This window comes from Oribacterium sp. oral taxon 108 str. F0425, assembly GCF_000214455.1.
Lineage (GTDB): Bacteria > Bacillota > Clostridia > Lachnospirales > Lachnospiraceae > Oribacterium > Oribacterium asaccharolyticum.
The window spans coordinates 1,026,670-1,045,584 of record NZ_AFIH01000001.1; the positions used below are offsets into that span (position 1 = coordinate 1,026,670).

19 protein-coding genes are annotated in these 18,915 nt (G+C 45.1%); 18 read left to right on the forward strand and 1 reads right to left on the reverse strand.

Going from position 1 to position 18,915, the window contains the following annotated elements; genetic code table 11:
- Positions 1 to 3 precede the first annotated feature (3 nt).
- The 16 genes from HMPREF9124_RS04885 (at position 4) to HMPREF9124_RS04960 (ending at position 13,541) form a co-directional block, all read left to right on the forward strand.
- Positions 4 to 942 carry an RnfABCDGE type electron transport complex subunit D gene (locus HMPREF9124_RS04885; protein ID WP_009429877.1) on the forward strand — a complete coding sequence of 313 codons (939 nt, stop codon included), beginning with the start codon at positions 4 to 6 and terminating at the stop codon, positions 940 to 942.
- Between the two features lies 1 nt (position 943).
- A complete protein-coding gene (locus HMPREF9124_RS04890; RefSeq protein WP_009429197.1) occupies positions 944 to 1,552 on the forward strand; it encodes an RnfABCDGE type electron transport complex subunit G in 609 nt (202 codons plus the stop codon).
- Positions 1,553 to 1,563: 11 nt separating this feature from the next.
- On the forward strand, positions 1,564 to 2,343 hold the full coding sequence (rsxE, locus tag HMPREF9124_RS04895) for an electron transport complex subunit RsxE (protein WP_009428503.1): 780 nt from the start codon (positions 1,564 to 1,566) through the stop codon (positions 2,341 to 2,343).
- Entirely contained in the window at positions 2,340 to 2,954 is a 615-nt protein-coding gene (locus tag HMPREF9124_RS04900) for an electron transport complex protein RnfA (RefSeq protein ID WP_009429842.1), read from the forward strand. The genes rsxE and HMPREF9124_RS04900 overlap by 4 nt, the downstream gene beginning before the upstream one ends.
- 9 nt (positions 2,955 to 2,963) lie before the next feature.
- Complete coding sequence (locus HMPREF9124_RS04905) at positions 2,964 to 3,842, forward strand: RnfABCDGE type electron transport complex subunit B (RefSeq protein WP_009428100.1); 879 nt, start codon at positions 2,964 to 2,966, stop codon at positions 3,840 to 3,842.
- 321 nt (positions 3,843 to 4,163) lie between these two features.
- Positions 4,164 to 4,430 (forward strand): AtpZ/AtpI family protein, encoded by a 267-nt coding sequence (locus HMPREF9124_RS04910; RefSeq protein WP_009428781.1) that lies wholly within the window; start codon positions 4,164 to 4,166, stop codon positions 4,428 to 4,430.
- A 57-nt stretch (positions 4,431 to 4,487) separates the two neighbouring features.
- Complete coding sequence (locus HMPREF9124_RS04915) at positions 4,488 to 4,922, forward strand: hypothetical protein (RefSeq protein ID WP_009429553.1); 435 nt, start codon at positions 4,488 to 4,490, stop codon at positions 4,920 to 4,922.
- A gap of 3 nt (positions 4,923 to 4,925) precedes the next feature.
- Positions 4,926 to 5,687, forward strand: coding sequence for a F0F1 ATP synthase subunit A (locus HMPREF9124_RS04920; protein WP_009427860.1), 762 nt, complete (start codon positions 4,926 to 4,928; stop codon positions 5,685 to 5,687).
- A gap of 140 nt (positions 5,688 to 5,827) precedes the next feature.
- Positions 5,828 to 6,109: an ATP synthase F0 subunit C gene (gene atpE / locus HMPREF9124_RS04925; RefSeq protein WP_009428481.1), complete on the forward strand. Its 282-nt coding sequence runs from the start codon at positions 5,828 to 5,830 to the stop codon at positions 6,107 to 6,109.
- A gap of 41 nt (positions 6,110 to 6,150) precedes the next feature.
- Positions 6,151 to 6,654 (forward strand): F0F1 ATP synthase subunit B, encoded by a 504-nt coding sequence (gene atpF, locus HMPREF9124_RS04930; RefSeq protein ID WP_009429007.1) that lies wholly within the window; start codon positions 6,151 to 6,153, stop codon positions 6,652 to 6,654.
- Positions 6,651 to 7,190 (forward strand): ATP synthase F1 subunit delta, encoded by a 540-nt coding sequence (atpH, locus tag HMPREF9124_RS04935; protein ID WP_009428431.1) that lies wholly within the window; start codon positions 6,651 to 6,653, stop codon positions 7,188 to 7,190. Before atpF ends, atpH begins: the two co-directional genes overlap by 4 nt.
- A 16-nt stretch (positions 7,191 to 7,206) precedes the next feature.
- Complete coding sequence (gene atpA, locus HMPREF9124_RS04940; RefSeq protein WP_009428816.1) at positions 7,207 to 8,727, forward strand: F0F1 ATP synthase subunit alpha; 1,521 nt, start codon at positions 7,207 to 7,209, stop codon at positions 8,725 to 8,727.
- Positions 8,728 to 8,751: 24 nt separating this feature from the next.
- Positions 8,752 to 9,612: an ATP synthase F1 subunit gamma gene (atpG, locus tag HMPREF9124_RS04945; protein ID WP_009429496.1), complete on the forward strand. Its 861-nt coding sequence runs from the start codon at positions 8,752 to 8,754 to the stop codon at positions 9,610 to 9,612.
- A 20-nt stretch (positions 9,613 to 9,632) separates the two neighbouring features.
- Positions 9,633 to 11,027, forward strand: a complete 1,395-nt coding sequence (gene atpD, locus HMPREF9124_RS04950) for a F0F1 ATP synthase subunit beta (protein WP_009428085.1) — start codon at positions 9,633 to 9,635, stop codon at positions 11,025 to 11,027.
- Between the two features lie 12 nt (positions 11,028 to 11,039).
- Positions 11,040 to 11,441: an ATP synthase F1 subunit epsilon gene (gene atpC, locus HMPREF9124_RS04955; RefSeq protein ID WP_009428759.1), complete on the forward strand. Its 402-nt coding sequence runs from the start codon at positions 11,040 to 11,042 to the stop codon at positions 11,439 to 11,441.
- Between the two features lie 282 nt (positions 11,442 to 11,723).
- Positions 11,724 to 13,541 carry an ABC transporter ATP-binding protein gene (locus tag HMPREF9124_RS04960; protein ID WP_009429200.1) on the forward strand — a complete coding sequence of 606 codons (1,818 nt, stop codon included), beginning with the start codon at positions 11,724 to 11,726 and terminating at the stop codon, positions 13,539 to 13,541.
- 182 nt (positions 13,542 to 13,723) lie between these two features.
- Here the strand turns inward: HMPREF9124_RS04960 and HMPREF9124_RS04965 are convergent, their stop codons facing one another.
- Positions 13,724 to 15,016 (reverse strand): ATP-binding protein, encoded by a 1,293-nt coding sequence (locus HMPREF9124_RS04965; protein WP_009429474.1) that lies wholly within the window; start codon positions 15,014 to 15,016, stop codon positions 13,724 to 13,726.
- Positions 15,017 to 15,353: 337 nt separating this feature from the next.
- Between HMPREF9124_RS04965 and selA the strand changes: the two genes are divergently transcribed.
- Entirely contained in the window at positions 15,354 to 16,766 is a 1,413-nt protein-coding gene (gene selA, locus HMPREF9124_RS04970) for an L-seryl-tRNA(Sec) selenium transferase (RefSeq protein WP_009429384.1), read from the forward strand.
- Positions 16,763 to 18,688 (forward strand): selenocysteine-specific translation elongation factor, encoded by a 1,926-nt coding sequence (gene selB / locus HMPREF9124_RS04975; RefSeq protein WP_009428398.1) that lies wholly within the window; start codon positions 16,763 to 16,765, stop codon positions 18,686 to 18,688. Before selA ends, selB begins: the two co-directional genes overlap by 4 nt.
- Positions 18,689 to 18,915 lie beyond the last annotated feature (227 nt).

Sequence of the window (18,915 nt, forward strand, 5' to 3'; positions counted from 1 at the left end):
ACCATGAAACTATTACAAATTTCATCCAGTCCCCATATCAGAGAGGATGTGAACTCTTCGTCTATCATGCGGGATGTGGTGATTGCCATGCTTCCCACGGCGATTTACGGCAGTCTGCAATGGGGCTTCCATGCCTTCTTCGTTGTGGTATTAACAACGCTGGCAGCTGTTTTGACGGAACTTGTGTACCAGAAGGCAATGAAGCTTCCCGTAACGATAAACGATTGGTCTGCCGCGGTAACGGGGATGATTCTTGCTTTGAATTGTCCGCCCAATATTCCGTTCTGGATTCCGATTGTCGGATCCGTTTTTGCCATCATTGTGGTGAAGCAGCTTTACGGAGGGCTGGGAGCAAACTTTATGAATCCTGCTCTTGCGGCACGTTGTTTTCTTCTCATTTCCTTTGCGGGGAAAATGACGACCTTCACATCAGTGGGAAGTGATGCGGTTTCTACCGCTACACCGCTTGCGATTTTAAAGGCGAGTCCTACGGCCACACCGGATTTAATGAATATGTTTCTCGGGAGAATACCGGGAACAATCGGAGAAGTATCTAAGATTTGTCTTCTTATCGGTGCACTTTACCTGATTATTCGAAGGGTGATTTCTCCGAAGATGCCTCTCCTTTATATCGGAACCGTTGCCCTTTTTACCTTACTTTTCGGAAAAGGAGGGGCAAGTCCCGAGTATTTACTTTCGGAAATTCTCGGCGGAGGTCTGATTTTCGGTGCCTTTTTTATGCTGACGGATTATGTGACTTCTCCGATTACCCCTATGGGACAGGTGATTTTTGCGATTCTTGCCGGCCTTTTAACTGGGCTTTTCCGTTTGTACGGCGGGTCGGCCGAGGGTGTATCCTACGCGATTATTCTCTCCAACATTGTAGTTCCGATTATCAATAATAAGACAATCCCGAAGGCTTTTGGAAGGGAGGGTAAATAAGATGAAGAAAGATTCCTTTATCAAAGATGCACTGGTTTTAACGGCAATTACTCTCATTTCCGGCTTACTTCTCGGGGCGGTGTATGCCGCAACAAAGGATACCATCGCGGAAGCAATCAGAGAGAAAACCAATGCGGCATATAAGGTGGTACTTGATGCACATGACTATGATGCGGACAGCTTGAAGGAAAAGCTGGAAAAGGCGACAGCGGACGGGAAGCTTGCTGCGGATAACGGCAATGCGAGTCTTTCCGAGGCAATCCTTGCAAAGGACGAGTCGGGAAATACGGTAGGCTATGTGCTGAAAGGACAGGCTGCAGGATACGGCGGAGCCGTTGTAGTGGTAGTCGGTGTGAGCAGCGATTTGAAAGTTACGGGCATTTCTTTCCCGGAAACGCTTCCGGAGACTGCGGGTCTCGGACAAAAGGCGACTCTTCCGGAGTTCTATGAGCAGTTCAAAGGAAAAGGGACGAAGCTTTCCGTAAAGAAGGGCGGCGGAGCAGGAGAAAATGAAATCGATGCCATCTCCGGCGCAACCATTACCAGTACCGCTGTAACCAATGTAGTCAATGCCGCCACTGAATTTGTGGAAGACTATGCGGAAAAGTAGGGAGGGGGAGTATGAATAAATATTTAGAAAGAATTGTAAACGGAATATTCAAAGAAAACCCGACCTTTATCATTATGCTGGGAATGTGCCCGACTTTGGCGACGACAACCAGCGCAATGAACGGTCTCGGAATGGGACTTTCCACACTGGCGGTTCTGATGTTTTCAAACCTTGTGATTTCCGCCTTAAGAAAGGTGATTCCGGAGAGAATGAGATTACCCGGCGAAATCGTAGTAGTGGCTTCCCTCGTAACCATCGTGCAGCTCCTTATTCAGGCCTATGTGCCTTCTATATATGAGGCGCTGGGAATCTATATTCCGCTTATCGTGGTAAACTGTATCATTTTAGGAAGAGCGGAGTCCTATGCACTCTTTAACGGACCGCTGCTTTCTTTCTGTGACGGACTCGGGATGGGACTCGGCTTCACCTTTGCTTTAGTGATTATTGGTTCCGTGCGTGAACTTATCGGTTCCGGCAGTATTTTCAATTTCCAAATCATTCCGGAAGCGTATCATATCAGTATCTTTGTTTTGGCACCGGGGGCTTTCCTTGTTTTAGCGATGCTGACCGCCATTCAAAACAAACTTCGTCTGCCTTCCGCAACGAATGGAGACGCAGTGCAGAGTGAATTTGTATGTAGCGGAAACTGTATGGGCTGTTTCTCGGATTGTAAGACGGAGGCGGCCAAGCCTATCGCTAAGACTGCGGCAGCAGCGTCTGCAGCTGTAAAGCCTGAAGTTGCTAAGGAAGAACTTACGGTAGATCATAAGGAGAAGGAGGAGACAGTATGAAAGACTTACTCTTAATTGCCATTAAGTATTCCTTAGTGAGCAACGTAGTACTTTCCCAATTCTTAGGAATCTGTCCCTTCCTCGGTGTTTCCAAGAAGACGGAATCCTCAAAGGGTATGGGAGGAGCGGTCATTTTCGTTATCGTGATTGCTTCCGTGATTACTCATGGAATTTATGTAACTTTTCTCGCGGCTTCCGGCCCGCTTTGTCAGGCTTTGGGCTTAAAGGACGGTCTGGAGTATTTAAACACCATCGTCTTTATTCTGGTGATTGCCGCTCTTGTGCAGTTTGTAGAGATGTTTTTAAAGAAGAATATTCCCTCTCTGTATGAGTCTTTAGGCGTATACCTTCCTCTGATTACTACGAACTGTGCCGTGCTTGGTGTTGCCTTAAACAATGTGTCCTATGGCTATAATTTGGCGGAAAGCTTTGTCTATGGACTCGGAATTTCGGTGGGATTTGCTCTGGCACTCCTTCTTATGGCGGGGATTCGGGAAAATATTATTGCGGGAAATGATAGGATTCCTCATTCTTTCCAGGGATCTCCTATTGTTCTCGTTACTGCCTGTCTTATGGCGATTGCTTTCTTCGGCTTCGGCGGATTGATTTAAGGAGGGATTATGAGTTTAATGACTACTCTGATTCTGGTTGCCGCAGGACTCGTGGGAGCAACCGGATTGATTTTGGGCTTATTTTTAGGTGTTGCCTCGGAAAAGTTTAAAGTGGAAGTGGATGAGAGAGAGGCGGAAGTTCGTGCCGCTCTCCCGGGAAGTAACTGCGGTGCCTGCGGATTTCCGGGATGTGACGGCTGTGCAAAAGCAATTGCGAAGGGACAGGCTCCCGTGAACCAGTGTCCGGTAGGCGGAGCTCCCGTTGCGGAGAAGATAGCCGCCATCATGGGAACGGGTTCCGTTTCCGTGGATAATGTGAAAAAGGTCGCACATGTGCACTGTCAGGGAGACTGTGACAAGGCAAAGCAGCAGGCGCATTACAGCGGAATTGCCGATTGCAATGACCTTGTGGTGGTTCCGGGCGGAACGGAAAAGGCTTGTCCTTACTCCTGCTGTGGCTACGGCTCCTGTGTCAAGGTTTGCGCCTTTGATGCCATTCATGTGATTAACGGCGTTGCGATAGTGGATAAGGAAAAGTGTACTGCCTGCGGTGCCTGCGTAAAGGCCTGCCCGAAGTCCTTGATTGCCTTAGTGCCTTATAAGAAAAAGCACATTGTCTCCTGTAAGAATCTTTTAAAGGGAAAGCAGGTGAAGGATGCCTGCTCCATCGGTTGCATTGCTTGCGGAATCTGTGAGAAAAACTGTCCCTTTGATGCTATCCACGTGTTGGACAACCTTGCGGTCATGAACGAGAAGTGTACGGACTGCGGTATCTGCGCACAGAAATGTCCGACTTCCGCCATTACCGGAAAAAGGGTGAAGAAGCCGGAAGTGAAACAGGAGGTACAAGCGGAAGAGAAGAAGGCGGAAGCAAGCGCTTCCGTGTAAAAAAAAATATTCTGATTGAAAAGCTATTTTTTAATATTTTCCCCTTTTGAAAAATTTATTATTGCCGATAATAAAGTGTTGCTGAAAGAAGACAATAGGATTTGTCTGATTTAGCCGCAGATTCTACATTAAAACTTCCTATAGATTCTTGAATAATCCATAGAGCTAGTGTAGAATCGTGCGAGATAATGTTTTATCAATCTTTACATATTGATTTATAGCGAGTACTGTGTGTGAAATACGGAACCTCGTTTTAAAGGATGATAAATTTTGAGGGAAATCCGTAGGGAGCATACGGATAAATCAAGGAGGAGAAGTGGCATGAAGGAATGGTCTAAGGCGTTAAAGAATCTGTCGATTCTGACACAGCTTGGCTTGTCCCTTATCATGCCACTTTTACTTTGCCTATTTTTGGTATATCGCCTAAGGGAAGTTTTTTCTCTGGGCTATTGGATATACATCCCCGCTTTTTTCTTTGGCTTGGGTGGTTCATGTGTAACGGCGTATAAAGTCTACCTTTCCGTTTGCAAAAAGGAAGAGGAAGAAAAGAGAAGTAAGGATAAGGCATTTAACGAGCACAAGTCTTAAGAAGGATAGTCTGTCCCGTTGATTGCGAAAGTCTCTTACTGATGGAAAGGAAGAAAAATGAGGGTTCAGGAAACTGTGAAGAAGGAAACCGTGCAGATAGCTGTACAGAGTAGTATTGCTACAATCGTTATGTGGCTTTGCATCTTCATTCTTCACCGCTTTTTACCGGAAAAAGTTAACTTTGATTATCGAGTGATTTTATCCGGTCTGCTGGGGACAGCCGTTGCCGTAACGAATTTTTTTCTTATGGGGGTTACGGTACAGGGGGTTCTTAGTGTAGAAAATCAGGAAGAGGCCTATCAGAGGATGCGGCTTTCTTACCGAAATCGTACCATGTTACAGCTTGGATGGATTATTCTTGCCGTTGTGGCACCTTGTTTTCAGGCTGTGGCAGGTATTGTTCCTCTACTTTTTCCGGGCGGGATTCTTCGTATAAGGGGAGTTCTGGAATGGAAAAAGGGAAAAAATCAAAAACAAGGAGGTGAAAACTAGAGTATGAATTTTGATATTTCCGGTGCAAAGATATTCTTAAAAATTCCTACGGGAATTCCTATTTTAGGGGACATTTTGCTTTCGGAAACCCTAGTCGTCAGCTGGGTGGTTATGCTCATCATTACAGGTCTTTGTATTTTCCTGACAAGAAATCTGAAGGTGGAAAATATCGGTAAGAGGCAGGCCATAGCCGAGTTGATTGTGGAAAGTGCGAACAATCTTGTTCGAACCAATACGGGAGGCAATCGCTTTGATAAGATGATTCCTTTTGTGGCGGCACTCTTCGGAACAAGTATTGTTTCCAACTTAATCAGCTTAACAGGCTTACGAAGCCCCACGGCGGATTTGTCGACTGAAGCGGCCTGGGCTGTTGTCGTATTCACCATGATTACGGCGAACAAAATCAAAGCAGGAGGATTCTTAGGCTACTTAAAGGGCTTTACTACCCCGATTTTCATTATGACACCCTTCAATATCCTTTCGGAGATTGCTACCCCCATTAGTATGGCGTGTCGTCATTTTGGAAATATTTTATCCGGCATTGTTATCAACGGATTGATTTATGCCGCGCTTGCGCTTGCGTCGTCCGCGTTACTGGGATTGATTCCGGGAGCTGTTGGAGCATTCTTATCCAATATTCCCATTTTGAGCGTAGGTTTACCGGCAATCTTATCCTTTTATTTTGACTGGTTCTCCGGAGCCATGCAGGCATTTATCTTTACAATGCTCACGATTATGTATATCGCCAATGCGGCGGAAGGCTAGATGCAGCAGAAGGCGAAATATGCCGGAAGGCAAAATATAGCAAAAGGCTAAAGTTAGCGGAAGTAAAGAGCTTATTTTAAAATAAACAGGACAAAAGAGAGCCTGTTTAGTATAGGAAATGAATTTCTAGGAGGAAAACAATGAGTGATTTTCAATTTTTGGCAAAAGGTATCGCATTAGCAGGTTGTGGAATCGGTGCAGGAGCAGCACTGATCGCCGGTATCGGACCCGGTATCGGAGAAGGTAACGCCGTAGCAAAGGCTCTGGAAGCAATCGGAAGACAGCCGGAGTGCAAGAGTGATGTTACTTCCACCATGCTTCTCGGTTGTGCTATCGCAGAGACCACAGGTATCTACGGTTTCGTTACCGGTCTTCTTTTAATCTTCGTTGCACCCGGAATGTTCATGAACTTCCTGGCATAATAGGATTATTTTCCTAAAAGAAGATAGAAAGGAGAAAAAGGATGGAATCGCAACAGTTGGTAACCATCATACCGTGGACCTTCATTGCCCAGATTTTGAACCTTTTTATTCAAGTATACCTGATTAAACGCTTCCTCTTTAAGCCAATCAATGAGGTTTTACAGAAGAGACAGAAGCTTGCGGATCAGAATATTCAAGAGGCAAAGAAAGCAAAGGAAGATGCGGAAGCCGTAAAGGCGGAATATGAGAGTAGCATGTCCGATGCCAGAGGTGAGGCTAGCCGTATTATTGAAGACGCAAAGAAGGATGCAGGCATCCGTGCGGAGGAAATGATTAAAGAGGCACAGGCTGAAGTAAGCTCTATCAAGGCAAAAGCGGAAGCGGATATTCGTCTGGAAAGAAAGAAAGCTTTGAATGAAGTGAAGGACGAAATCGGAAGTCTCGCTATGGACATTGCCGGTAAAGTCGTGGAGAAGGAAATCCATGAAGATGAGCATAAGGCTTTAATTGATGAATTCTTACAAAATGTAGAGGAGGCATCATGAATCAGTCGTCCGCTTTGTATGGGAAGAGCTTTTATGACTTAGCAAAGGAAGAGAAGATTACGAAGGAAGTTTTGGAGGAAATGGAGCTCGTAAAGGCTCTTTTTCAGGAAAACCCCGATTATATTCGTCTTTTGCTGGAGCCGTCTATTCCTAAGAAGGAAAGACTCTCTCTTTTGGATCAGGCTTTTTCGGAAGAACTGCAGCCCTATCTTTTAAACTTTTTAAAGGTTTTATTGGAAAAGGGCTTACTCAGGAGCTATTCCGAGTGCTACAAAACATACAAAAAGCGATATCAAGAGGATGAGGGAATTACCGATGCTCTTGTGGTAAGTGCTGTGGCCTTAAGCGAAGAGCAAAAAGAGAATTTGGTTAGCAAACTCGAAAAGCTTTGTCAGAAAAAGATTATCCTGTCGGAGAAGATTGATCCTGAAGTTTTGGGAGGTCTTAAGGTGGAAGTTGACGGAAAAACCTTAGACGGTACCGTTTCCGGCAGATTAAAAGAGATACGGAAAAATGTAAATGAAGTAGTCTTGTAAAAAGGATGGGCATAGAATGGAATTAAAACCAGAAAAAATATCCGAGGTCATTCGAAGCCAGATAAAATATTACCAAAATGCTATCGTACAAAATGAAACCGGCACCGTTCTTACGGTTGGTGACGGTATCGCCAGAGTTTCCGGCCTTACAAACTGTATGGCGGGTGAGCTTCTGGAATTTAGTGACGGTACATTCGGTATGGCTCAGAACTTGGAAGAAACCAGTGTTTCTGCCGTGCTCTTTGGATCCGATGTAGGAATCAAAGAGGGGCAGAGCGTAAAGCGTACAGGAAGAGTTGTTTCCGTACCGGTAGGAGACTCGATGATTGGCAGAGTTGTCAACGCAATCGGACAGCCTATCGATGGAGCAGGACCCATTGAGAGTACGGAGTTCCGTGCTGTTGAAAGTCCCGCACCCGGCATCATTAAAAGACAGCCGGTTAAAGAGCCTTTGCAGACGGGAATCAAGGCCATTGACTCCATGATTCCTATTGGAAGAGGACAAAGAGAGTTGATTATCGGCGACAGACAGACCGGTAAGACAACCATTGCTATTGATACCATTATCAACCAGAAGGGGAAGGATGTAATCTGTATCTATGTCGCTATCGGCCAGAAGAGATCTACAGTTACCGCTCTTGTGAATGAATTGAAGGATGCCGGCGCTATGGATTATTCCATCGTTGTTGCGGCTACCGCATCCGAGCCCAGCCCCCTGCAGTATATTGCACCGTATGCAGGCTGCGCTATGGGTGAGTATTTTATGAATCAGGGTAAGCATGTCCTGATCATCTATGATGATTTAAGTAAGCATGCTGTGGCTTATCGTGCAATTTCCCTTCTAATCAGAAGACCGCCAGGAAGAGAAGCTTACCCCGGAGATGTATTCTACTTACACTCCAGACTGCTTGAGAGAGCGGCAAAGCTGTCTCCGGAACTTGGCGGAGGATCTCTTACGGCACTCCCGATTATTGAGACACAGGCAGGTGACGTATCGGCATACATCCCGACCAACGTTATTTCCATTACAGACGGACAGATTTTCCTCGAGACCGAGCTTTTCCACAGCGGAATCATGCCGGCGGTTAACCCCGGTATCTCCGTATCCCGTGTAGGAGGAAATGCGCAGATTAAGGCCATGAAGAAGGTTGCCGGTACCTTGAAGCTCGTTTATTCACAGTATAGAGAGCTGCAGTCTTTCGCCCAGTTCGGATCCGACCTGGATCAGGATACCAAGCAAAGACTGGCACAAGGTGAACGTATCGTGGAAGTATTGAAGCAGGGCAAGGGTGATCCCGTTCCTGTAGAAAAGCAGGTAGCCATCCTCTACGCCGTAGTACACGGTATTTTAAGCAAGGTGGAAGTAAAGGATATCAAGAAGTACGAAGAAGAGCTGTATCACTTCCTTGACTCCGATGCAGAGGCTGTTAATGCTATGCAGGCTATTGTAAGTACCGGAAAGCTGGAAGAGGATACGGAGAAGAAGTTAAATTCTTCCTTGGAGCGTTTTACAGAGGAATTTTTAAAGAGACTGTAGAAGTAGAGATAAAAGGAGAAAAACATGGCTGCAAATATGAAGTCCGTGAAACTCCGTATTAAAAGCATTCAGAACACAATGCAGATTACCAAGGCGATGGAACTCGTAGCTTCTTCCAAATTAAGAAGAGCGAAGGAGAAGGCCGAGAATACGAAGCCTTACTTTCAGACCTTGAAGAAAACCTTGTCGGAAATCGCAAATGGCAACACCGATTTTTCCTCTCCCTATGTGAAGAGTAATACATCGGAAAAATGGTGCTATGTGCTGATTGCCGGAGACCGCGGTATGGCGGGAGGCTACAATGCAAACCTCTTCCGTGCCCTGGAGGAAGAGGTAAAGGGAAAGGATTTTGCTTTATTTCCCTTAGGAAAGAAAGCCCTTGAGTATGGAAGACAGAAACACTACAGCATTGTGAATGAAAACTATAGTTTGGTAGGAGATTTAAATGTCTCCGATGCCTATGCCATAGGAAAAGAACTCTGTAAAGCCTACCGTGAAGGGGAATTCGGACATATTGTTCTTTTGTATACAGACTTTATTTCCATGATGAGCCAGAAGGTAGGAAGCCTTTCCCTCCTGCCCCTTTCAGCCTTGAAAGAGGAGAGTGAAGAAGAGGCGAAGGCAATCCGAAACTTGATTCTTTATGAACCGAGTGGAGAGGATGTTTTTAATGCGATAGTGCCGGAGTATCTTGCCGGACTCGTCTTTAGCGGTGTTTGCACTTCTGTTGCCAGCGAGCTTGCGGCAAGAAGAACTGCAATGGAAGCGGCTACGGACAATGCCGGAGAGATGATTGATAAATTGAGTCTGTTCTATAACAGAGCCAGACAGGCAAGCATTACCCAGGAAATTACGGAAATTGTTGCCGGTGCGGAAGAGTTATAGGATAGCTAAAGGAGAAATACATGACAGAGAAACATGTAGGAAAGGTCATACAGGTCATGGGTGCCGTTCTGGATATTCGTTTCCAGGAAGGCGAACTGCCAGCCCTCTTAAATGCCATTTCCATTCAGCTCGACGGAAAAGAGCTGATTTGTGAGGTAGCACAACAGTTGGGGGATGACACGGTTCGCTGCGTTGCCATGAGCTCAACGGATGGCCTTGTACGAGGAACAGAAGCAGTTGATACGGGGAGCCCCATTACGGTGCCTGTCGGAGACGGCTGCTTAGGACGAATTTTTAATATCTTGGGTGAGCCAGTGGATGAGAAGCCGGCTCCCGAAACAGAGGAAAGATGGGCGATTCATCGTCCGGCTCCTTCCTTTGAAGAACAGACTCCCGCGACAGAAATCCTGGAGACAGGAATCAAGGTTGTAGACCTCATTTGCCCCTATGCAAAGGGTGGTAAAATCGGTCTCTTCGGCGGTGCGGGTGTAGGAAAAACCGTGTTGATTATGGAGTTAATCCATAATGTCGCAACGGCACACGGCGGCATTTCCGTATTTACCGGTGTAGGAGAGCGTACCCGTGAGGGTAACGACCTTTACGGCGAGATGAAGGAAAGCGGCGTTTTGGATAAGACAGCCTTAGTTTACGGACAGATGAATGAGCCGCCAGGAGCAAGAATGAGAGTCGGACTTTCCGGTCTCACTATGGCAGAGTATTTCCGTGATGTGAAGCATCAGGACGTATTGCTCTTCATTGACAATATCTTCCGTTTTACCCAGGCAGGATCGGAGGTTTCCGCACTTCTCGGAAGAATGCCTTCTGCCGTAGGATATCAGCCGACCCTGGCAACCGACATGGGTGCTTTACAGGAGCGTATCACTTCCACAAAGCAGGGTTCCATCACTTCCGTTCAGGCGGTTTATGTGCCTGCGGATGACTTAACAGACCCGGCTCCTGCAACAACCTTTACGCACCTGGATGCGACGACCGTACTTTCCAGAGATATTGCAAGTAAGGGTATTTACCCTGCAGTGGATCCTCTGGATTCCACCAGCCGTATTCTGACTCCGGAAGTTGTCGGAGAAGAGCACTACCAGGTAGCAAGAGGCGTACAGCAGGTTTTACAGCGTTATAAGGAATTACAGGATATCATCGCCATCATGGGTATGGATGAACTTTCCGAAGAGGATAAGATCACCGTTTACCGTGCGAGAAAGATTCAGAACTTCCTGTCTCAGAGCTTCTCTGTAGCGGAGCAGTTTACCGGACTCGAAGGAAAGTATGTTCCTTTGAAGGAAACCATTCGCGGCTTTAAGATGATTCTGGACGGAGAATGTGATGAGCTGCCGGAGTCTGCATTCCTCTTGGTAGGAACGATTGAAGAAGTCTTTGAAAAAGCAAAGAAACAGTAAGGAGGGACGCTTATGGCAATGTTCCCGTTAGAGATTGTTTCTATGGACGGAGAAAAGTTCAAGGGAGAAGTGGAGAGACTGAGCCTTCGCAGTATCACCGGAGATTTGGCTATCATGGCACACCACATTAACTACTGCACTGCAGTGGGAATGGGAACTGCCAAGGTCATTCTTCCGGATGGTACCGAGAAAAAGGGCGCCTGCATCGGCGGTATGCTTTCCATGATGGATAACCACTGCAGATTGATTCCGACCACTTTCGAGTGGAGTGATGAAATCGACGTGGAGCGTGCAGAGCGCGCCAAAGCCAAGGCCGAAAAGCGCATCGAGGAGGAGAAATCCGAAGAAGCGCGAGTTCGTGCACAGGCTAAGCTTTATAGAGCTTTGATTCGTTTACAAACAGCAGAGAAATAAAATAAAGAACTGCGGAGGAGAGAACTGCATATTTTGTGAATAGTGAAATAGGGGCACGCTTGCGCTAACCTCGCCTCGTAGCAGCACTAAGCTTCAAGCTTCGCTACGCTGGCTTTCAGCAAGTGCTGACGGGCTCAGATTACCCCTTATTTCACTATTCGCAAAATTATGCAAAAATAATTTTTCAACTCCGCAGTTCTTTTTTATTGCATACACTTATGCTATTCTAAATCATATTGAGTCTTTATCATGAGGTAGAACAACGAAGGGCGTACTTGAATCATGTTAAAATGCAATCCGCTGAGCCGGAATTTTTTTAAGAATAATAGCTTGAATTTGTTTATGGCGGTGCTTGGAACCAGTGTTTTATCTTTGGCGATTCTTTCGGTACCGCAGCTTTTTCAGATTCTGATTGATTACTTATCGGGAAGTAGGGAATATTCTTTAAAGGGAATTATTCTTCTTACTGCCGGTATTTTTTTGATGGAGTTCTTTTCCGCCGTGGCGACTTATTTTTTCAGAACAAAATTCAGTACCAGGGCGGTCTTACAGTACCGGAACTTTGCCTGCGATTATTTATTGAAAAAGAAGGTTGCGGATTTTTATGCTTCGAACAGTTCAGTGTATCTTTCCGCATTAAGTAATGACCTCATGAAGATAAAAGAGCAGTTTCTGGATCAGATTCCGATTATCACGCAGATTATTTTCTGTGGTATCGGCGCGATTATTGTGATGCTTCGTTACAATGTCTTTTTGGCCTGTATGTCCTGCGTTCTTTCTCTCATTCCTTTTTTTGCGGCGCTGTATTCCGGAAAAAATATGGGAGAGCTGGAGGAACGTTTATCGACGAAGAATGCGGAGTATCTTGCTTTTTTAAAAGACTTTTCCATCGGTTTTACAATTATCAAAAGCTATAAGGTGGAAGCCATCTTTTCAAAATTGCATGGCGCGGTAAACGAAAAAACGGAAGAGACGATGTTGAAACGGGAAAGGTGCGTCGAAAAGGTAAATTACTTTGCGGCCATTTCCGGTTATGTCACAAGGCTTTCCATCCTCTTTCTATCTGCTTATATCGCCTTTACCAGGCATAGCATTTCCATCGGAACGGTCATTGCCTTCTCACAGCTGATTCATTATCTGATTGATCCTTTAAGTTCACTTCCTTCCATGCTTACGGAAGCGAAGGCCGCGTACAGGCTTACGGATAAGTTTTGGGATACAATAAAGAGGGAGGAAGTGCCGCAAAATACGCCGGAGAACAATAGAGTAAAAGAAGAACAAATAGCGGAGATGCAAACTGCTATAGAAGATAAAAAAATAGTAGAAGAACAAGAGATAAGAGTGCAAAAGCAAAGTCCGGATGAATCGATACCTTCCCTTCGCGGAGAGATTCTCTTTAATCAGATTTGCTTCTCCTATTCGGAGGGAAAAGAAGTTCTGAAAGAGTTAAACTTGCGGGTAAAAGAAGGAGAGAAGGTGGTTCTTCTCGGGACTTCCGGAAGCGGAAAGTCCACCATTTTGAAAATCCTTATGAGCATGGAAAGAGCACAGTCCGGGACAATACGCGTTGGCGGGCAGGACACTATGGATTTGGGAGAAGACAGGCTTTTCAAGGAAATCTCCTACATTCAGCAGGAGGTCTTTATCTTTGACGGCACGATTCGAGAGAATATTAGCCTTTTTCAGAATTACCGGGAAGATGAACTACAGTCCGTGATAGAGCGGGCAGGACTTCGGAATCTCGTAAAGGAAAAGGGCTTAGACTATCTATGTGGAGAAAACGGGGCAGCCTTGTCCGGCGGAGAGAGGCAGAGAATCAGTATTGCGCGGAGCTTGCTTCGGAAAACGCCCATTTTACTTGCGGATGAAATCACCGCGTCTTTGGACAAGGAAAATAGTTATCTGGTCTTGGATACCTTGCTAAATATTGAAAATACGACGGAAATTTTAGTCCTACACGACTTGGACAGTCGGATTTTAAGCCGTGTGGATAGAATATGCGTATTAAAGAACGGAAAAGTCGAGGAAGAAGGAAGCTTTACGGAGCTATTGGAGAAAAAGGGCTATTTCTATGCCTTGTATCATGTGGAGGCGGAATAAGGCTACAGCTTAGGAATTAAAAAATAGGAAAACACTTAAGATAGTTAGAGAATGGCGTTTGGAATGGAGTTAGGGGAGAGTTTGTTTGATATCAGCTACTTGGCTGTGCTACTAACTTTGAACTTTGCTTTTTATATTCCTGTGGTGCTGAATATTTTTAAGCATGAAGCAGGATAAAATACTTAGGATTTCAAGCATGCTATCGGGATAACATAAACTCCATCGTCTCGTTTATAAGCATATTCCGTTGCTGTTATAATGAGTTTAAGATCAGGCAATCTTAAAGGAACTTGCTTTTCCTTTTCGTTATATACAGATATTCGTTGTTCTATTTCACACAGATGCTTTGCACCCATATCAATTTCTTTACTTCCAAGCTTAAACTCAATTAAAGCGTAACGACCATCTTTAAGATGAAGAACGGCATCAGCTTCCAGTCCATAGCGGTCATGATAGTATGAGACTTCCCCATTCAATCCGGATGAGTATATTTTTAAATCTCGAATACACAATGATTCAAATAGAAAGCCTAATGTTTTAAAATCGCTATTAAAGTAATCCGGACTTAAACCTAAAGCGGCAACAGCTATAGAGGGGTCAACAAGGTTACGTTTGTTGCCCGCTCTGATTGCATCCCTAGACCTTATGGCAGGACACCAAGCGGGAATTTCGTCTATAATGTAGAGATCTTCCAAATCATGAAAATAGTCATAGAATGTTGGTTTTGATATTTCTGTAGTGGATGTGAGATCCGCATAGATTGTTTTTGTCTCTGCCAAGGTGCAGATGTTTCGAGAGTATGATCGAAGTAAACGCTCTGCCCAAAGTGGATTTCTTTTTGTTTGGCTTATAGTTGAGATATCACTATGGCATGTTTGATAAAATAAATCTGATGCGATAGAAAGCGAAACTTCTTTATTTTCTACATCGATACTTTGAGGCCATCCTCCTCGACAAATGGCATAAATCAAATCATCAATATTTATTTTTGACTCCTCCCACTCAATGGATTTTCCATTGAAGAGATCCAAGAGAGATACATTTCCTGACGATTCTCCACTTTCATAAAGGCTCATAGGAAACATTCTCAGCGTGGATATTCTTAATGTCCCCGTATGGGGTGTATCCACCTTCTGAGAAGAGGAACCGGTAAGGATGTATTGACCCTTAAGCCCGGTGTCATCAATATCTTTTCGTATTGCCCCCCAAATTTTAGGGGCGTCTTGCCATTCGTCAAAAAGCCTTGGCCTCTCTCCAAGCAATAATTTAGAGGGAACATTTTCTGCGACACTCAGGTATTTTTCTCTGTTATCTTCGTCTTGAAACTCAATATAGCTCTTAGAAAAATGCTTTCCTGTAGTCGTTTTTCCGCAACCTTTAGGACCTACTATAAGAGTGGCACCAAAGGCCTTGAGTTTTAGCTGTAGTGCTTCATCCGTTATTCTGTCTCGATATGTTTTTTTCTTCTTTTTCATAGTTGGTCTCCTCAAGTCTAATTATAGTTTACTTGGAAGCTAATATCAAATCAAATTAACACATTTGTGAAATATTATTTAACACATTTGTGTATTTATAATTAACACATTTGTGAAATATTATTTAACATATTTGTGAAATTTGAGTTAACAGATTCGTGCTAAAGTCCTACTTTTTCCCTCTCTTCTTTTTTGCTATAATAAATTGATTATGTCATTTTTCTTTTATAGACGGCTATCGTGTGCGGTGTATGCGGTATCTCGTCTATAACGAGTTTCATGCGAGAAAAGCACAGTATCTCGTTTTTCCAATCATCAAAACAGAAAAGAGCGGTATATGGACAAGAACAATTTATTCCGAAGAATTCCAAAGGTGGACATCCTTTTGGAAGAGGGGAAAGTACTGGATTTAATTCAAGACTACGGTCTTTCCTATGTGACTGACAAGGTAAGAGAAACGGTCGAGGAGATACGGGAAGAAATCAAACTACTGTCTCCCTCCGAAGAAAATAGAGAAGACGAAATTCTGCGCAGAATTGACCATATTGAGGATGCGATAGCGGAGCACGTGGAGCAGGGAATCGAACTGAAACTTCGTCCGGTTTTAAACGGAACCGGCACCATTTTACATACGAATCTCGGAAGAGCACCGCTAAGCCACAAGATTTCTACCGAGCTTGCGACGCTGCTTTCTTCCTATTCGAACCTCGAGTATAACTTGGAAGAGGGAAAGAGAGGCGAGCGCTATTCTCATATGAAAGAGATGCTTTGTAAAATCACCGGGGCGGAGGATGCTATGGTGGTCAATAACAATGCGTCTTCCGTGCTGCTTATTCTTTCCACTCTGGCAAAGGGCGGGGAAGTTATTGTCTCCCGTGGAGAGTTAATTGAAATAGGGGGGAAGTTCCGGATTCCCGACGTCTGCGCGCAGTCCGATGCGGAGATGGTGGAGATTGGAACGACGAATAAGACCCATTTGTCCGATTATCAAGAGGCAATTACGGAAAATACGAAGGCCTTTTTAAAAGTGCATACCAGTAACTATCGTATCATGGGATTCACCGAGTCGGTAGAGGCAAAGGACTTAAAGGCTCTTTCCCTAGAGCACAATATCCCGATTATTGAAGACCTGGGTTCGGGCGTCCTTCTACCGCTGGAAAAGTACGGGATTCGACATGAGCCGATGGTGCAGGAGGCAATCGAGTCCGGAGTGGACGTTGTCTGCTTTAGCGGAGATAAGCTCCTTGGCGGACCGCAGGCCGGTATTATCATCGGCAAGAAAAAGTATATCGATGCCATGAAGAAGAATCCGCTGACAAGAGCTCTTCGCATTGACAAGTTTACGGTGGCGGCACTTTCCATGACGCTTCGAGAGTATCTTCATATGGAGGGGATTGAAGAGCGGATTCCGGTTTTGAAAATGCTTTCCGAACCGCTTTCTTCTATAAAGGAGAGAGCAGAGCGCTTATGCAACTTGTTCCGGGACAATCGGTTACCGGGAGACTGTACAGTTCGTGCCTGTACCTCACAGGTGGGAGGCGGCTCTCTTCCGGATACTTATATGGACAGTTTTGCCGTATCCTTCCATCCGCATAAAATCAGCGTGCCGGAGCTGGAGAAGCGACTGCATTTTACCAAGGAGCCCTTAATCGGGAGAGTTATGGAGGATGATTTCTGGATTGATCTTCGTACGATTCGGGAAGAAGAATTAGAGAGAGTAGTAGAGAGTTTTCAGGAGGCTTTAGAGTGAAACACATTATCATCGGTACGGCAGGACACATCGATCACGGAAAAACGACACTGATACGGGCGCTGACCGGTAGGAATACGGACCGCTTAAAGGAAGAGCAAGATAGAGGGATTACCATTGAGCTGGGCTTTACCTGGTTTGATTTGGAAGAAGGCTTACGCTGCGGAATCATTGATGTACCCGGACATGAGAAGTTTATTCAGCAAATGGTTTCCGGTGTAGTGGGCATGGATATGGTACTTGTGGTTGTGGCTGCCGATGAAGGAATCATGCCACAGACAAGAGAGCATCTGGATATCCTGAAGCTCCTCGGTATTGAAAAATGTATCTTGGTGCTGACAAAGTGTGATACCGTGGATCCGGAATGGATCTCCATGATGGAAGAGGATATTCGAAAGGAACTGAAGGATACCATCCTGGAGGATGCACCGGTTGTTCGTGTTTCTTCCGTTACAGGGGAAGGAATAGAGACTTTAAAGAAAGAAATTGAAAAAATGGTTTCTTCTCTTCCTGAGCGGGATACGAAGGGAATTCCGCGTCTTCCGATTGACCGTGTGTTCAGCCTGCAGGGCTTTGGAACCATTATTACGGGAACCCTTATCTCGGGAACGCTCCATAAGGGGGATGCATTGGAGATTTACCCGGAGGGACTTCATGCCAGAATTCGAAACATTCAGGTGCATGAGCAGGACTCTGAAATTGCGGAAGCCGGACAGCGTGTGGCGCTGAATTTAACTGGTGTAAAGAAGGAAGAGCTCCATAAGGGATCCGTTATTTCCGCGGAAAACAGTATGGAGAATTCCACTCTTATGGACGGAAAAGTGACCATGCTTCCCGATACGAAGAGAAGCCTGAAAAACAGGGAAAGACTGCATTTCCTGTCCGGGACGAAAGAAGTGCTTTGCCGCGTGGTGCTTCTTGACAAGGAAGAAATCGGTCCGGGAGAAGAGGGGCTTTGTGAGTTTATTTTGGAAGAGGAAACGGTATTTAAGCGGGGCGACCGTTTTATTCTCCGCTTTTACAGTCCGGTGGAAACCATCGGAGGCGGCGTGGTACTTGAACCCAATGCCAGAAAGAAGAAGCGTTTCTCGGACGATGCCATTCAGGAACTTTTAAGTAAGGATAAGGGCTCTTTAGAGGATGTACTGGAAACCCTTCTTCGAGAAGAACTGGAAACCTTGTATACAATCCCGAGCCTTGCGAAGCGCATTTCCCACTCGAAGGAAGAAATTGAGCCCGCTATGGAGAATTTGATTCGGGAAGAGCGTGTTTTCCCTGTTCTTGTGCAGAAGGAACGCTATTTTCTGCATAAGGAAAATGCGTATATCCTCGGCACGGAAATGGAACATGTACTGGAAGCTTTTTATAAAAAGCATCCCTATCGAATCGGCATTCCGAAGGCGGAGATGCGCGAAAAGCTCTTAAAGAACAGCAAGCAAAACCTCTTTGATGCCTGCATGCCCTTTATTTCCGGCGTACGTTTGGAAGGGGAATACCTGCTCCTCACAGATAGAACGGATTTCAAGGACGAAGCTTACCAAAGAATCGAAAAAAATATTTTGTCTCAGCTTTCTGAAGCCGGCTTTATGCTTCCCCGTGTGGAAGAGCTCGACCGAAAGAAAGCGAAGGAAGAGGACTTCCTCGACATCCTGCAAAATCTGGTAGTGGAGGGGCAACTTGTAAAGGTGGGAGAGGATCCTGAGCTTCTGATTTTAAAGAAGAATCTCGATAAGGTGGAAGACTATCTTAAGAGCTATTTTTCGGAAAATGAGGTGCTAGGTATTGCGACCTTAAAGGATCAGTTTGGAACGAGCAGAAAGTGCGCTAAAGCATTGATTCAGTACTTTGATAAGGTGAAGATGACGAAAAGGGTTGCGGGAGAGGCGGAGCGAGTAGCCGGCCCGGAGCTGAATCATAAATAAGCGTTTATCTCTTCTCCTCTATCCTTTTGTAAAGTTGCTCTCGCTCGGGCTACGACATAGCGGTACTAAATTCGCACATCGCTTTGCTTGTGCGCATTAAGTGCCGATGTCTTCGCACGCTTTACAAAAAGGATAGGGGAGAATAGGAATCAAAATGCATTACAATTCAGATTCGATAAAAAACAAATACAAATTGAAATGCATATTCTTAACAAGTACCGTCCACA

Coding starts and splice junctions, on each gene's coding strand:
- HMPREF9124_RS04885 (WP_009429877.1), top strand. CDS start 4: ATGAAACTATTACAAATTTCATCCAGTCCCCATATCAGAGAGGATGTG.
- HMPREF9124_RS04890 (WP_009429197.1), top strand. CDS start 944: ATGAAGAAAGATTCCTTTATCAAAGATGCACTGGTTTTAACGGCAATT.
- rsxE (WP_009428503.1), top strand. CDS start 1,564: ATGAATAAATATTTAGAAAGAATTGTAAACGGAATATTCAAAGAAAAC.
- HMPREF9124_RS04900 (WP_009429842.1), top strand. CDS start 2,340: ATGAAAGACTTACTCTTAATTGCCATTAAGTATTCCTTAGTGAGCAAC.
- HMPREF9124_RS04905 (WP_009428100.1), top strand. CDS start 2,964: ATGAGTTTAATGACTACTCTGATTCTGGTTGCCGCAGGACTCGTGGGA.
- HMPREF9124_RS04910 (WP_009428781.1), top strand. CDS start 4,164: ATGAAGGAATGGTCTAAGGCGTTAAAGAATCTGTCGATTCTGACACAG.
- HMPREF9124_RS04915 (WP_009429553.1), top strand. CDS start 4,488: ATGAGGGTTCAGGAAACTGTGAAGAAGGAAACCGTGCAGATAGCTGTA.
- HMPREF9124_RS04920 (WP_009427860.1), top strand. CDS start 4,926: ATGAATTTTGATATTTCCGGTGCAAAGATATTCTTAAAAATTCCTACG.
- atpE (WP_009428481.1), top strand. CDS start 5,828: ATGAGTGATTTTCAATTTTTGGCAAAAGGTATCGCATTAGCAGGTTGT.
- atpF (WP_009429007.1), top strand. CDS start 6,151: ATGGAATCGCAACAGTTGGTAACCATCATACCGTGGACCTTCATTGCC.
- atpH (WP_009428431.1), top strand. CDS start 6,651: ATGAATCAGTCGTCCGCTTTGTATGGGAAGAGCTTTTATGACTTAGCA.
- atpA (WP_009428816.1), top strand. CDS start 7,207: ATGGAATTAAAACCAGAAAAAATATCCGAGGTCATTCGAAGCCAGATA.
- atpG (WP_009429496.1), top strand. CDS start 8,752: ATGGCTGCAAATATGAAGTCCGTGAAACTCCGTATTAAAAGCATTCAG.
- atpD (WP_009428085.1), top strand. CDS start 9,633: ATGACAGAGAAACATGTAGGAAAGGTCATACAGGTCATGGGTGCCGTT.
- atpC (WP_009428759.1), top strand. CDS start 11,040: ATGGCAATGTTCCCGTTAGAGATTGTTTCTATGGACGGAGAAAAGTTC.
- HMPREF9124_RS04960 (WP_009429200.1), top strand. CDS start 11,724: ATGTTAAAATGCAATCCGCTGAGCCGGAATTTTTTTAAGAATAATAGC.
- HMPREF9124_RS04965 (WP_009429474.1), bottom strand. CDS start 15,016: ATGAAAAAGAAGAAAAAAACATATCGAGACAGAATAACGGATGAAGCA.
- selA (WP_009429384.1), top strand. CDS start 15,354: ATGGACAAGAACAATTTATTCCGAAGAATTCCAAAGGTGGACATCCTT.